This is a genomic window from Paeniglutamicibacter quisquiliarum (assembly GCF_019084045.1).
GTDB classification, from domain to species: Bacteria; Actinomycetota; Actinomycetes; order Actinomycetales; family Micrococcaceae; genus Paeniglutamicibacter; species Paeniglutamicibacter quisquiliarum.
Genome location: NZ_JAHRED010000002.1, coordinates 64,592 through 78,210, shown reverse-complemented (window position 1 = coordinate 78,210; position 13,619 = coordinate 64,592). Strand labels below are relative to the sequence as shown.

Sequence of the window (13,619 nt, the reverse complement as noted above, 5' to 3'; positions counted from 1 at the left end):
CATCCACGACGGCAGCAGGGAATACGGTTAAGCGTGATCCGTTTCAACAACGCGGGAGTCTTCGTCCCCGCCGACGACCAGGCACAGGAGCCGCGCACCATCCTGGCCCCGTGCACCCTCGAGCTCACCGAGTCGCGGATTGCCGTGATCGGTGCCAACGGCTCGGGCAAGTCCACGCTGCTGCGCCTGCTCAACGGGCTGGTCTCCCCCTCGACCGGGACCGTCACCGTCCATGGCTTTGACACCGTGCGGCAGGCCAAGGCCGTGCGGCAGCGCGTGGGTTTCCTCTTCACCGATCCGCTCTCGCAACTGGTGATGCCCATCGTCGCCGAGGACGTCGAGCTCTCGCTCAAGGCCAGCCACCGAAACCGGGCTGCGCGCAGCGCCGCCGCCCAACAGGCGCTCGCCTCGCTGGGCCTGGGACACCTGGCCCGGCGCAGCATCTACGACCTCTCCGGCGGCGAGCGGCAGCTGGTGGCGCTGTGCAGCGTGCTGGCGGCGGGCCAGGACATCCTGGTCGCCGACGAACCGACCACGCTGCTGGACTTGGCCAACAACGAACTGCTGCAGGCCACCCTGGGCACGCTGGAGCAGCAGGTCATCTACGCGACCCACGACCTGGACTTCGCAGCGGCGGCCGACCGCGCACTGCTGGTCGCCGGAGGCCGGGTGGTCTTCGACGGTGCAGCACCGGAGGCCGTGGACACATACCGCCGACTGGTCCGCAACGGGAGCCTGGCCTCGTGAGCGCCTCCCACCAGATGCTGCTGGGACACTACCTGCCCGGCACCAGCCCCGTGCACCGCGCCCCGCTGCTGGCCAAGTACCTGGTGGTCGTGCTGGTGGGCACCGCGGTGCTCGCCTTTCGCGTCCCCGCCGTCGGGCTGGGCACGCTGGCGCTGGGCGTGGGGCTCTTTGCCCTGGCAGGTCCCCGGGTGCTGCGTGCCTGGGCCGCGCCGCTGCGCCAACTCTGGTGGATCTTTGCGATCCTGGGCATCTACCAATCGATCCTGAACACCCCGCTCTTCGCCCTCACCCTGGTCAGCGGCATGCTCGCGGTCATCCAGTGCGGGCGTCTGGTCCTGCTGACCACGACCCAGGCCGCCCTGCTCGACGGACTGGAGCGCGCGGCGGCCCCGGTGCGCCTGGTGGGAGGGAGTCCCGCCACCATCGCGCTGGCCGTGGCCCTGATGCTGCGCAGCATCCCGGCGATCGCGACCTCGGTGCAGGAGCTCTCCGATGCGGCCAGGGCCCGCGGCATCGGACGCAATCCGGCGACCCTTGCCGCGCCGGTGGTCATCAACACCGTGGCCTACGCCCAGCGCACCGCCGATGCGCTGGCCGCCCGCGGCATCATGGAGCGCAACTAACCGGAGCCGTGCACCCCGCGCGAGCTGCCCATCGGCCTAATTACGCCATTCGCAGCCGGTCGCCGTGGCGGGCTGCCTCCACCACGCCGCGCACGAAGTCATCCAATGATGTCGGAACCACCCCGTAGCGACGGGCCAAGGCAGCGGTGTCCAGCTCTGAATCATAGGTCTCCAGCGCTGCCAGCATTCCGGCGAGCATCTCGGGCATTTCGTCCACGGGCAGCCCCGGCGCAATAAAGCGGACCGGGACCGCCCGGCCCATGTGCCGTTCGAAGGCCGCAATCACATCAAGCCACGACACGGCCTCGGGTCCGCCGAGCCGCAGCGCCCGGCCCATGGCGTCGTCCCGGCCATATGCCGCAAGCGCATAGTCTGCGACATCGGACATCGCCACCATCGAGTGCCTGCGCCGGCCCTCGCCGATGAGCGTGACGGTGTCCCCTGCCAACGCCGGGGCACCCACGACGGCCATCGGCAGCAGGTCCATGTAGAAGTCCGGCTGCAGCGCCGTGAAGTCCAGCCCGCTCTCCCTCAGGCGCTGCTCGGTCTCGCCCTTGGCCCGCAACAGGGGCATCGGGCTCTGGCGATCCGCGCCGAGCGCGGAGATGAAGACGAAGCGCTGCACTCCGGCACCGCCAGCCGCATCGATGAGGTTCGCGTTGCCGCGGCGATCGACGGAGTCGATGGTGTCCGGCCCGCCGCGTGACATCGAGTTCGCGGTGGTGATGACACCCTGCACCGATTCGCATGCCGCCCGCAGCGATGCAGGGTCCGACAGGTCGCCGGGAACGGCCTGCGCGCCGGCCCGAACAAGGGCACGGGCCGGCGGCGCGTCAGGGTCGCGCACCAGCACGCGCACGTCTTCGCCGCGAAGCAGGAGCCGTCGGGCGATGAGGCCGCCGAGTTGGCCGGTGGCTCCGATGACGAGAATCATGGCAAGTCCTTTTCCGGTGCCGCCGCGGCACCCGCTATCAGTTCGATGGCGGCATCGACATCGCCGCCGGCTTCATCCACCGGTTCCAGATAGAGTCGCACGCAATCCAGCAACCCGTCGGCAGCGGTGAAGATCATGACGCCGCGCATCAGCTGCCGCGCACCGTCGACCCTGGTGCCGCGCAGTTCCCATTCGGTCCAGGCCGTTCCGCCGTCGATGGCTTGGCTCAGGACCCGCGCGCCGAGGTCGGGGATCCCGGCGAACATCCGCCCCCAATTGCTTCTGACCTGCGAGGACCCGGTGAAGCCGCGGGCGGGGTGGGCGGGCGTCTCGTTGCGGTAGCCGGGGGCGAAGCAGGCAACGAGCGCGTCGAGATCGTGTGCATTGACGGCGTCCACCAGGCGTCCCAGCAATGCCGCCAGGTCGCGCGTCGCCGGGTCGTCCATGACAGCTCCTATTTGATACAGTACGGTGTAACCAATACGAAGTATGGAACCAGAAATGCCCACAGTCAAGACCCCGCGTGGATATGATTCCCGAGGCCGGCGCGCGGCCGCACAGAAGACCCGGGACGCGATCCTTGACGCCGCCGAAGCGCGGCTCCTGGCCCGGGGATACCCGGGAACAACGATCGCCCTTATCGCCGACGACGCCCAGGTCTCGGTGGAGACCATCTACAAGTCGTTCGGCGGCAAGCCGGGGCTGGTCCGGGCCATCTACGCACGCGGTTTGCGCGGCAGTGGTCCCGGGGCGGCCTTCGACCGCTCGGATCGGCTCCGGCAGCACGCAGCCGACGCCGAGTCGCTGATGTCGCTGTGGGGACGGCTCACCGCCGAGGTCGCGGTAACGCTGACCCCGATCCTGCTGCTGGTGCGCTCCGCCGCGGCGAGCGATGCGAACATGGCCGGGCTCCAGGCCCAGTCCAACGCCGAGCGACTGGAACGGATGCGCCACAACGCTCGATTCCTGCAGGAGCGCGGTTACCTCAGGGACGATGTCGGTTTCGACGAGGCCGTCGACATCATGTGGCTGCACAGCTCCCCCGAGCTCTACGAACTGCTCGTGCTGCAGCGCGGATGGGACTCCGAGCGCTTCGCCCGCTACGTGGCTGATTCCATGGCGGGCGCGCTTGTGCGCCCGGCGTCTCCGCGCCCCTGACGCGTCCGGGCCATTGCGGCAGGTCATGACGCAAACGGGGACCCGGAGCGCGACACGCCACCAAAAACCCAGGTGCGCACGTATTGTATGAACCATGAGTTTCAACGACGACGCACAACTGGATTCGGGCCGCATCAGGGACTCCCGCGGCCGCGGCCGCGGGGGAAAGATCGCCGCCGGGGGCGGCGGAATCATCGTGGTGCTGATCGCCGCGTTGCTGGGCATCAACCCCGACATGCTGACGCAGCTGGGGCTCGGCGGGGATCCCGGCATCGAGCAGGGCCCGGGCGAGACCGGCCCGTCGGCCATCTCCGAATGCAAGACCGGGGCCGACGCCAACGCCCGCACCGACTGCCGGATCCTTGCCACGACGCAGTCGCTGGACAGCTTCTGGCTCAACTACCTGCCGCAATACGACGTGGCGGTGCAACGCCCCGGGGTCGAGGTCTTCGACGGGCAGGTGAGTACCGAGTGCGGGACGGCCACCAGCGCGGTGGGCCCGTTCTACTGCCCCGCGGACCGCGTCGCCTACTTCGACACCGGCTTCTTCGCCGACCTGAGCACCAACTACGGCGCCGACGGCGGGCCGCTGGCCGAGGAATACGTGGTGGCCCACGAGTACGGCCACCACATCCAGAACACCATCGGCACCCTGGCCGCCTCCCAGCAGGGCGGGACCGGGGCGACCTCCGGCGCGGTGCGCGTGGAGCTGCAGGCCGATTGCTTCGCCGGGATGTGGGCCGCTCACGCGGCGAACACCAAGGATGCCAACGGCAACACCTTCATGGATCCGTTCACCGAGGCCGACCTGAAGTCGGCGCTTTCGGCGGCCTCCGCGGTGGGCGACGACAGGATCCAGGAGGCGGCCACCGGGCGGGTGAACCCCGAGGGCTGGACGCACGGTTCCTCGGCGCAGCGCCAGGCGTGGTTCCTGCAGGGGTATTCGACCGGGGACATCAACCAGTGCGACACGCTCTCGGCGCGCAGCCTGGACAAGCCCGGAGCCTGAGCACCCAACGCAAACAAGCGAGGTGCGCTTCCCCGAAGGGAAGCGCACCTCGCTTGTTTGCGTTGCGGTTGGCTAGATGTTGAAGCCCAGGGCCCGCATCTGGTCGCGGCCGTCGTCGGTGATCCGCTCCGGACCCCAAGGCGGCATCCAGACCCAGTTCAGCCGGTAGGAATCGACAACCGATTCCAGTGCCTGGCTGACCTGTTCCTCGATGACGTCGGTCAACGGGCAGGCGGCGGTGGTCAGGGTCATGTCAATGAGCAGTGCACCGTCATCGGCGTACTTCAGCCCGTAGAGCAGGCCCAGGTCGACGATGTTGACGCCGAGCTCGGGGTCGATGACGTCCTTGAGCGCCTCTTCGACGTCCTCAAGCTCGGTTTCCGCCGACCCGCTGGTCGTTTCGTTCGATACGCTCATGACTAGGCCGGAACGTTCAGGAAGCGGTCGTAGCCCTCGTCCTCGAGGCGGTCGGCCAGCTCGGCGCCACCCTGCTCGGCGATCTTGCCGTCAACGAAGACGTGCACGAAGTCGGGCTTGATGTAGCGCAGGATGCGGGTGTAGTGCGTGATGAGCAGCGTGCCCATCTCGTTCTCCTCCTGGGCGCGGTTGACGCCCTCGGAGACGACCTTCAACGCGTCGACGTCCAGGCCCGAGTCGGTCTCGTCCAGGATGGCGAACTTCGGCTTGAAGAGCTCGAGCTGCAGGATCTCCACGCGCTTCTTCTCGCCGCCGGAGAAGCCCTCGTTGACGTTGCGCGAGGCGAACTCGGCATCGATCTTCAGCTTTTCCATGGCGCTCTTGACGTCCTTGGTCCAGGTCCGCAGCTTCGGGGCTTCCCCGTCGATGGCGGTCTTGGCGGTGCGCAGGAAGTTCGTCATCGAGACGCCCGGAACCTCGACCGGGTACTGCATGGCCAGGAACATGCCGGCGCGTGCGCGCTCGTCAACGCTCATCTCCAGGACGTCGGCACCGTCGAGGGTGATCGAGCCGGAGGTGACGGTGTAGCGCGGGTGTCCGGCGATGGTCGAGGCCAGGGTGGACTTGCCCGAGCCGTTGGGGCCCATGATGGCGTGGGTTTCACCGGTCTTGATGGTGAGGGAAACGCCCTTGAGGATTTCCTTGTTGCCCTGCTCGGTCTCGATGGAGACGTGCAGGTCCTTGATTTCCAGAGTAGACATGCCTTGGGTCCGTTCTCTTTCCGTGAATGTCGATGTGGATCGACGAAGTTTTTGTGTTGGTGGGAAAAGCCTGGATTAGCTGTCCGTGGCGGCGAGCTCGCGCTCGATCGTCTCGGCCAGGCGTTCCTCGATCTCCGGGACCCGGATCTGCTGCACGATCTCGTTCAGGAAGCCGCGCACCACCAGGCGGCGCGCTGTCTTCTCGTCGATGCCGCGGCTCATCAGGTAGAAGAGGTGCTCGTCGTCGAAACGGCCGGTCGTGGAGGCGTGTCCGGCTCCGTCGATCAGTCCGGTCTCGATCTCCAGGTTCGGCACCGAGTCGGCGCGTGCGCCCTCGGTGAGCACCAGGTTGCGGTTGGCCTCGTAGGAGTTGGTCCCCTTGGCTTCCTTGCGGATCAAGACGTCCCCGACCCACACGGTGTGCGCGTCCTTGCCCTGCAGTGCGCCCTTGTACAACACGTTGGACTTGCAGTTCTCGGTGGCGTGGTCAACGAACAGGCGGTGTTCCAGGTGCTGTCCGGCATCCGCGAAGTACAGCCCGAAGAGCTCCACCTCGCCGCCCTCGCCGTCAAAGTGCGCCGACGGGGTCAGGCGGACCAGGTCGCCGCCGTAGGTCACCGCGATGTGCTTCAGGTGGCCGTCCTTGCGGACCTTGGCCAGGTGCGAGGAAGCGTGGATCGCGTCATCGGCCCAGGCCTGCAGCGAGATCACGGTCAGCTTGGCACCTTCGCGGACATCGATTTCGATGTTCTGCGCCAGCACCACGGACCCGACGTGGTCGATGACCACCACGGACTCGGAGTTGGCCTCGGCGACCACCACGAGGTGGCTGGCCGCCGCCTCGGTGGAGGTGCCGGTGTAGGTCAGCGTGACCTGTTCGCCGCTGGAGTTCGCGGGAATGGTCAGCACCTTGGCCTCGGCCGCATGCTTCCAGGCGTTGGCCGAGATGCGGTCCTCCGGGATTCCGGCGGAACCGACGCGGGCGTCGGTCATCGCAACGGTTTCCAGGGTGGCGGCCTTGGCGCCCGAAAGCGCCAGCTCGGGGGCGGTACCGGCCAGCTCGTTCTTGTGCAGGCCGCCCATGCGCTTGAGCGGGGTGAAGCGGAAGTCCTCTTCACGACCGGTCAGCGCCGGGAAGTCCTCGACGTTGTAGCTGGTCTTGCGACCGGCGCGGGAGGAATCGGGGATTCCGGCCCCGCCGCCGTGGCTGTGCGCCTTGGAGGCGTCGCCGCCCAACGGCGCGGTTGCTTCTGCTTCGTTCAACGGAGAGAGGTTTTCGCCCTCTTCGGTGAAACCGGAAATGCTGGGTGCACCGAGACGGGCCTTTTCGCCCGTTACGTGAGTTGCGGTATCAGTCATGATTAACCGACGGATCCTTCCATCTGCAGTTCAATGAGGCGGTTCAGTTCCATGGCGTACTCCATCGGGAGCTCGCGGGCAATCGGCTCGACGAAGCCGCGCACGATCATGCCCATGGCTTCCTCTTCGGTCATGCCGCGGCTCATCAGGTAGAAGAGCTGCTCCTCGGACACGCGCGAAACCGTCGCCTCGTGGCCCATGGTCACGTCGTCCTCGCGGACGTCGATGTACGGGTAGGTGTCCGACCGGGAGATCTGGTCAACCAGCAGCGCGTCGCACTCGACCGAGTTGCGTGCGCCCTTGGCACCCTCGCGCACCTGGACCAGGCCGCGGTAGGCGGCGCGGCCGCCGTTGCGGGCCACCGACTTGGAGACGATCTTCGAGGACGTGTTCGGGGCGATGTGCACCATCTTGGACCCGGTGTCCTGGTGCTGGCCCTCGCCGGCGAAGGCGATCGACAGGGTCTCGCCGCGTGCGTGCTCGCCGACCAGGTAGACGGCCGGGTACTTCATGGTGACCTTGGAGCCGATGTTGCCATCGACCCATTCCATGGTCGCGCCCTCTTCGCAGACGGCGCGCTTGGTGACCAGGTTGTACACGTTGTTCGACCAGTTCTGGATCGTGGTGTAGCGGACGCGGGCGCCCTTCTTCACGATGATCTCGACAACTGCCGAGTGCAGCGAGTCCGAGGTGTAGATCGGGGCGGTGCAGCCCTCGATGTAGTGCACGTAGGAATCCTCGTCGGCGATGATGAGGGTGCGCTCGAACTGGCCCATGTTTTCCGTGTTGATGCGGAAGTATGCCTGCAGCGGGATCTCCACGTGGACGCCCTTGGGGACGTAGACGAAGGAACCGCCGGACCAGGTCGCGGTGTTCAGCGAGGCGAACTTGTTGTCGCCCACCGGGATGATCGTGCCGAAGTACTCCTTGAAGATGTCTTCGTGCTCGCGCAGCGCGGTGTCGGTGTCAAGGAAGATGACACCCTGCTTCTCCAGGTCCTCGCGCAGCTGGTGGTAGACGACCTCGGACTCGTACTGGGCGGCAACACCGGAAACCAGGCGCTGCTTTTCGGCCTCGGGGATGCCCAGCTTGTCGTACGTGTTCTTGATGTCCTCGGGCAGGTCCTCCCAGCTGGTGGCCTGCTTCTCGGTGGAACGCACGAAGTACTTGATGTTGTCGAAGTCGATGCCCGAGAGGTCGGCGCCCCAGGTGGGCATGGGCTTGCGGTCGAAGTACTTCAGGCCCTTCAGGCGCATGTCCAGCATCCACTGGGGCTCGGACTTGAGCTCCGAGATGTTGCGGACAACGTCTTCGTTGATGCCGCGGCGCGCATTGGCGCCCGCGTCGTTCTTGTCGCTCCATCCGTACTCGTAATTACCGATTCCTTGGAGTTCTGGGTTCTTCTCCAGGATCTCGGTAATCACGCCGGCGTCGGGGGACTCCTGTGCAATCTGATCCGTCATCGCGGCCTCTCCTGCTTCGTGATCTTGATTCGAGTTCTCTTCTCAGCACGCTGAGGAGTTTGGTTCCGGCCCACGGGGACGTGGGTCGTACACACATGCCCGCCGCTGGCAAGTGTCGAGAGCCTTCGCACATCGACACCCAGCAGACGGGAAAAGGCCTGGGTTTCCATCTCGCAAAAGACGGGGAATTCCCTGGCCAAATCTTGGATGGGGCAGTGCCCCTGGCACAGCTGGACGCTGAGCATGGTGGCGGTCGGCGAATCCGCGCCGACCTTGCGGGTGGAGGCAACGAATCCGTCCGCGCTGAGCGCCTCGCTCAGCGCGTCGGCGCGTTCCTCGAGGCCCTCGATCTCGGCCACCACGGGACGGTAACGCCGTTCCATGGCGGCAAAGCGGCGGGCGGCAAAGGCCTCGACGGCCGCCGGTCCGGCAGCCCGGCCAAGTTCGGCCAGTGCGTCGGTGGCGATGTCCAGGTAGTCGTTGCCCATCTTGGTTTGGCCGCGGTGCGACAGCACGTAGCGGCGTGAGGGCCGGCCGGCGCCGGTGCGCTGGTTGGCCACGAGCTTGACCTCGACGAGCCCCTGCTTGGAGAGCGCATCGAGGTGGCGACGGACGGCTGCAGGGGTAAAGCCCAGGCGCTCGCCCAGTTCGGCGGCGCTGACCGGGCCGTCTTCCAACACGGAATACAGGACTCGGTCGCGGGTGCGTTCTTCGGCTTCCCCTGTCGCGGGAATGTTGGGTGCCGGGGCGTCGCCGACCGGCACTGTCTGATTCGATGAATACACAACACAAGCATGCGCTAATCCAGCACGCCCGTCTAGTAAGGCACTGCTTACCTCGCCGCGGGCTTAATGCCGCACCCGGCCACCGGGGCCCGGGGAGACCGGCGCCACACCCCGACCGCCCCATCTTCTACCTGACATAGAATAGCCGGGTGTCCAATGTGTCTCCAAGCCTCGTGATCGAGGACTTGCTCAAAGATTTCGGCCCCGTCCCCGCCCTGGACGGCCGCATGATGCGCGTGCTCTACGGCATCAGTCTCAAGGCCGACCCCGGAACCGTCACCACCCTGCTGGGCTCCAACGGCGCCGGGAAGTCCACCACCCTGGGATGCGCACAGGGCTTGCTGCGTCCCAACGGCGGCACCGTGCGCCTGCTGGGCGAGGATCCCTACGGCGCCAGCCCGGCGCTGCGCTCGCGCGTGGGCGTGATGCTGCAGGACGGCGGGTTGCCGCCCTCGCTGCGCCCGATCCCGCTGCTGCGCCACGTCGCCTCGTTCTACCGCCGCCCGGCGGACATCGACTCCCTCATCGAGCGCTTGGGCATCGACGAGTTCGCCACCACGTCGATCCGCCGGCTTTCCGGCGGCCAAAAGCAGCGCGTGGCCCTGGCCGCAGCCCTGGCCGGAAACCCCGAAGTCGCCTTCCTCGACGAGCCAAGCGCCGGACTGGATCCGCAATCGCGCCAGGTCGTCTTCGAGCTCATCGGCGAACTGCGCGAGGCCGGAATGTGCATCGTGCTGACCACGCACCTCATGGAGGACGCGCAACGGCTTTCCGACTACGTCTACATCATCGACGAGGGGCGCAACGTCGCCCAGGGAACCGTCTCGGAGCTCACCGCGCACGCCGCGCACGAGGCACCGGCCCAGGCCGTGACCTTCACCGCGGCGGCGGCCATGGCGCTGCCCGCCCTGCCGGAGCACCTCACCCTCGCCGAGGCGACGCCCGGGCACTACCGGCTCGACGGGGTCCGCTCCCCCGGGGACCTGGCGGAACTGACCACGTGGTGGACCCGCGAGGACATCCTGCCCCACGCACTGACCATGCAACCGCGCACGCTTGAAGACGTGTTCCTGGAGATTGCCGACAAGGGAAACAATGCCAACTAGTACGCAGGCCGCCCCGGCGGCCGCCAACGCGCAGGGAACCCTCCGGCGCATCCTGCTGCAGGGACGCTACGAGACCCTGGGCATGATCAGCAACGGCGAGCAGCTCGTCGTGGCCGTGGTGCTGCCGCTGATGGCCCTCTTCGGACTGGTCTTCACCGACCTGCTCAAGGACGTCGCCGCCAACCCCATCGACGCCGCCGCCCCCGGCGTGCTGGCCCTGTGCGTGGTCTCCACCGCGTTCACCGGGCAGGGCATCGCCACCGGATTCGACCGCCGCTACGGGGTGCTGCGCTTCCTCTCCACCACCCCGCTGGGCCGGGCCGGCCTGATCTACGGCAAGGTCATGGCGGTGTTGGCAGTCCTCTTCCTGCAGGTCCTCGTCATCGGCGGCACCGCGCTGCTGCTCGGATGGCGGCCCGCGCCCGCGGGCATCGGCTGGGCCCTGGCGCTGCTGGTGCTCGGCGCGGCGGCGTTCACCGCCCTCGGCCTACTGGTCGCCGGCACCGTGCGCCCCGAGGCCACCCTGGCCATCACCAACCTGGCGTGGGTCCTGCTGGCGGCCGTCGGGGGCATCCTGTTCCCCAGCACCCGGGCACCGGACTACCTGCAGCCGATCGTCGACCTGCTGCCCTCGGCCGCCCTGGGCGATTCCCTGAGGGCCGCCCTGATCACCGGAACCGGGTCGGTCTCCGGAATCCTCATCTTGCTGGCATGGACCCTCATTGCCGGCTTCGCCGCAACCCGCTGGTTCAAGTGGAACTAGAATCCTGGAGCACAACACCATGAGCACCACCTCCCCCGCCGCCAACCGCTGGACGGACAAGTTGCCCGCCACCGTGAACACCACGGTGCACCGCCTGGCCATTGCCTCCCTCGCATCCCAGATCGGCATCATCATCACCGGCGGCGCCGTGCGCCTGACCAAGTCGGGGCTGGGCTGCTCGCAGTGGCCCAACTGCGTGCCCGGCTCCATGACCCCGGTGGCCGAGATGGGGATCCACGGGCTCATCGAGTTCGGCAACCGCCTGCTGACCTTCATCCTCGCGGCCATCGCGGTGGCCATGATCGTGTCGATCTGGCGTATGCGCTCCACCCACAAGACCATCTACCGCCTGTCGATAGCGCTGCTTGCAGTCATCCCGGCCCAGGCGGTCATCGGCGGCATCACCGTCTGGTCCAACCTGAACCCGTGGGTCGTGTCCCTGCACTTCCTGGTCTCGGCGGCACTGGTCATGGCCGCGACGCTGCTGGTCAACCGCACCGGCGCACTGCGCCGCGGCGAAACCTCGCTGGGCGCGCCCGCCGGCGCCACGCAGCGCTTCCTGGCCTGGACCATGTTCGCCGCCTCCGCGCTGGCCCTGGTGCTGGGCACCATCGTCACCGGCACAGGTCCGCACGCCGGCGACGCCGATGCCCCGCGCCACATGTTCGACCCGTACATCGTCACGCGCATCCACGTGGTCCCGGTCTACCTGCTGGTCGCGGCAACCCTCGTCGCCCTGGTGCTGGCGTTCCGCCACGCAGCGGAGGCGAAGCTGCGCACTCCCCTGCTGCTGCTGGCCGGCGTCGTGCTGCTGCAGGGCGTCATCGGCTACGTCCAGCACTTCACCGGGCTGCCGATCCTGCTGGTGCTCGCCCACATGCTCGGAGCCTCGCTGCTGGCCGCGGCCGCCGTGAACGTCTGGGACAGGACCACCGGGAAGTTCCCGTTCTGACACTCCCCGAACCCCCGCAGTCCCGAGGAGGCCCCGGCTCGCTGAAAGCGTGCCGGGGCCTCCTTGCGCATCCGGCGCCCCTGCGCCTCGAACTCCGCCTCATCGGCACCGGCAGCTGTCGCCTGGGTGCCGGCGTATTCCGGCCCCTCGGGGCGCTGCCGGCACTGGAGATCCCATCCGCCGTGGTGCTGCGTCCCGGAAACATGGCCGCCATCGACATCGAGGGCGGCGCCGAGGACCTTTCCGGCACGCTCACCGTCGACGGGACCCGGCACCCCGGCGGATATGCCGATGCGGGCGAGGAGAACCGCGGGGCACGCTGAGCGCCGGCCGCCGGCCCTGGCGCGCGCCCAAGGCAACTCGGCGCAGCCGACAACGAAACGGCCCCCGGATAGTCCGGGGGCCGCTTGCGTGAATGACGGGGTGGGGTCAGCCGAAGAGCGGGCCGCCCACGAACGGATCGATGGCCAGCGCCACGAACACCAGCGTCAGATAGGTGATGGAGATGTGGAAGACCTTCATGGCCTTCTTGTTCATGTCCGCCGGCTCGTGGTCGCGCTGCGCCTCGCGGTAAAGCACGTGGCACTCGTAGACGAACCACAGGCCCGAGACGCCGGCAAGCACGGTGTAGACGATGCCCGCGTAGCCCATCGGCACCAGCAGCAGCGAGCACACCAGCGTGGCCCAGGCGTACAGCACGACCTGCACCGAGACCCGGCGGGCGCTGGAAATCGCGCCGAGCATCGGCACGCGTGCGGCGTTGTAGTCATCGGCGTACTTCATCGACAGCGGCCAGTAGTGCGGCGGGGTCCACAGGAAGATGATGAGGAACAAGATGATGGCCGGCCATTCGATCTTGTTGGTGACGGCGGCCCAGGCGATCAGCACCGGCATGCAGCCGGCAATCCCGCCCCATACGATGTTCTGTGCGGTGCGGCGCTTGAGGATCAACGTGTACAGCACCACGTAGAAGAGGATGGCCGCCAGCCCGAGGGCGGTGGTCAGCGGGTTGGTCCCGAACCAGAGCACCGCCAGCGAGGCGATGGCCAGGACCCAGGAGAAGACCAGCGCCTCGCGCTCGGTGACTTCGCCGGTGACCAGCGGACGCCCCTTGGTGCGCTGCATGACCCTGTCCATGTCGCGGTCGATATAGCAATTGAAGGAGCCCGAGGCCCCTGCCGCCATAGCACCGCCCAGCAACGTGGCCAGCACCAGGGAAATCGAGGGGAAACCGCGTTCGGCGAACATCATGGTCGGCAACGTGGTCACGAGCAGCAGCTCAATGACGCGCGGCTTCGTCAGGGCCACATAGGCCTTGGCCTTGCGCGAGACGAATTCGCCGGCCGATTCGTTCGGCTGGCGAGCTGCGCGAGCCCTCGTTGCGGAGTCAACGGACACGGTCTTCACAGACATCTACTCAGTTCTACGGGGGTAATTAGGACAATCACCCCCCATCATACCCTTTTACGTGTTGTAGAAATGGGCCGCGATCTTTGCATGCGGGCGACACGCGGGTGCATCCTCCCGCCGGGTGCGGCACCA

General features: G+C 67.4%; 16 protein-coding genes. 8 read left to right on the top strand and 8 right to left on the bottom strand.

The genetic code is table 11. The annotated features are described in order from the left end of the window. Window positions 1–33: 33 nt before the first annotated feature. Both KRR55_RS03935 and KRR55_RS03930 read left to right on the top strand, forming a co-directional pair. Entirely contained in the window at window positions 34–747 is a 714-nt protein-coding gene (locus KRR55_RS03935; RefSeq protein ID WP_217387769.1) for an energy-coupling factor ABC transporter ATP-binding protein, read from the top strand. Beyond that, entirely contained in the window at window positions 744–1,370 is a 627-nt protein-coding gene (locus tag KRR55_RS03930; RefSeq protein ID WP_217387768.1) for an energy-coupling factor transporter transmembrane component T family protein, read from the top strand. The genes KRR55_RS03935 and KRR55_RS03930 overlap by 4 nt, the downstream gene beginning before the upstream one ends. 40 nt (window positions 1,371–1,410) lie before the next feature. Here the strand turns inward: KRR55_RS03930 and KRR55_RS03925 are convergent, their stop codons facing one another. Together KRR55_RS03925 and KRR55_RS03920 are read right to left on the bottom strand one after the other, a co-directional pair. Further along, a complete protein-coding gene (locus KRR55_RS03925; protein WP_217387767.1) occupies window positions 1,411–2,304 on the bottom strand; it encodes an SDR family oxidoreductase in 894 nt (297 codons plus the stop codon). Next, entirely contained in the window at window positions 2,301–2,750 is a 450-nt protein-coding gene (locus KRR55_RS03920; RefSeq protein ID WP_217387766.1) for a nuclear transport factor 2 family protein, read from the bottom strand. The genes KRR55_RS03925 and KRR55_RS03920 overlap by 4 nt, the downstream gene beginning before the upstream one ends. Before the next feature lie 55 nt (window positions 2,751–2,805). Between KRR55_RS03920 and KRR55_RS03915 the strand changes: the two genes are divergently transcribed. Both KRR55_RS03915 and ypfJ read left to right on the top strand, forming a co-directional pair. Beyond that, a complete protein-coding gene (locus KRR55_RS03915; protein ID WP_217387765.1) occupies window positions 2,806–3,462 on the top strand; it encodes a TetR/AcrR family transcriptional regulator in 657 nt (218 codons plus the stop codon). Between the two features lie 94 nt (window positions 3,463–3,556). Further along, window positions 3,557–4,471: a KPN_02809 family neutral zinc metallopeptidase gene (ypfJ, locus tag KRR55_RS03910; protein WP_217387764.1), complete on the top strand. Its 915-nt coding sequence runs from the start codon at window positions 3,557–3,559 to the stop codon at window positions 4,469–4,471. A 72-nt stretch (window positions 4,472–4,543) separates the two neighbouring features. Here ypfJ and KRR55_RS03905 read toward each other — a convergent pair whose 3' ends face one another. The 5 genes from KRR55_RS03905 to KRR55_RS03885 all read right to left on the bottom strand — a co-directional run bounded on the left by KRR55_RS03905 (window position 4,544) and on the right by KRR55_RS03885 (window position 9,256). Continuing rightward, window positions 4,544–4,888, bottom strand: coding sequence for a metal-sulfur cluster assembly factor (locus tag KRR55_RS03905; RefSeq protein WP_217387763.1), 345 nt, complete (start codon window positions 4,886–4,888; stop codon window positions 4,544–4,546). A 2-nt stretch (window positions 4,889–4,890) separates the two neighbouring features. After that, the gene (gene sufC / locus KRR55_RS03900) at window positions 4,891–5,649 is read right to left on the bottom strand and encodes a Fe-S cluster assembly ATPase SufC (protein ID WP_217387762.1); all 759 of its coding nucleotides are present in this window, start codon (window positions 5,647–5,649) and stop codon (window positions 4,891–4,893) included. A gap of 75 nt (window positions 5,650–5,724) precedes the next feature. Next, entirely contained in the window at window positions 5,725–7,008 is a 1,284-nt protein-coding gene (gene sufD, locus KRR55_RS03895; RefSeq protein ID WP_217387761.1) for a Fe-S cluster assembly protein SufD, read from the bottom strand. Between the two features lie 2 nt (window positions 7,009–7,010). Continuing rightward, a complete protein-coding gene (gene sufB / locus KRR55_RS03890) occupies window positions 7,011–8,471 on the bottom strand; it encodes a Fe-S cluster assembly protein SufB (RefSeq protein ID WP_254455834.1) in 1,461 nt (486 codons plus the stop codon). Further along, window positions 8,468–9,256: a helix-turn-helix transcriptional regulator gene (locus tag KRR55_RS03885; protein ID WP_217387760.1), complete on the bottom strand. Its 789-nt coding sequence runs from the start codon at window positions 9,254–9,256 to the stop codon at window positions 8,468–8,470. The genes sufB and KRR55_RS03885 overlap by 4 nt, the downstream gene beginning before the upstream one ends. A gap of 158 nt (window positions 9,257–9,414) precedes the next feature. Between KRR55_RS03885 and KRR55_RS03880 the strand changes: the two genes are divergently transcribed. From KRR55_RS03880 to KRR55_RS03865, 4 genes are all read left to right on the top strand, one after another. Then, entirely contained in the window at window positions 9,415–10,362 is a 948-nt protein-coding gene (locus KRR55_RS03880) for an ABC transporter ATP-binding protein (RefSeq protein WP_217388258.1), read from the top strand. Further along, the gene (locus KRR55_RS03875) at window positions 10,352–11,125 is read left to right on the top strand and encodes an ABC transporter permease (protein ID WP_217387759.1); all 774 of its coding nucleotides are present in this window, start codon (window positions 10,352–10,354) and stop codon (window positions 11,123–11,125) included. The genes KRR55_RS03880 and KRR55_RS03875 overlap by 11 nt, the downstream gene beginning before the upstream one ends. A 19-nt stretch (window positions 11,126–11,144) precedes the next feature. Continuing rightward, the gene (locus KRR55_RS03870) at window positions 11,145–12,077 is read left to right on the top strand and encodes a COX15/CtaA family protein (RefSeq protein WP_217387758.1); all 933 of its coding nucleotides are present in this window, start codon (window positions 11,145–11,147) and stop codon (window positions 12,075–12,077) included. Window positions 12,078–12,259: 182 nt separating this feature from the next. Next, window positions 12,260–12,400 carry a hypothetical protein gene (locus tag KRR55_RS03865; RefSeq protein WP_217387757.1) on the top strand — a complete coding sequence of 47 codons (141 nt, stop codon included), beginning with the start codon at window positions 12,260–12,262 and terminating at the stop codon, window positions 12,398–12,400. A gap of 106 nt (window positions 12,401–12,506) precedes the next feature. On the opposite strand, the gene KRR55_RS03860 is transcribed toward KRR55_RS03865, so the two are convergent. Beyond that, window positions 12,507–13,490 (bottom strand): heme o synthase, encoded by a 984-nt coding sequence (locus tag KRR55_RS03860; RefSeq protein ID WP_217387756.1) that lies wholly within the window; start codon window positions 13,488–13,490, stop codon window positions 12,507–12,509. Between the last annotated feature and the right edge of the window lie 129 nt (window positions 13,491–13,619).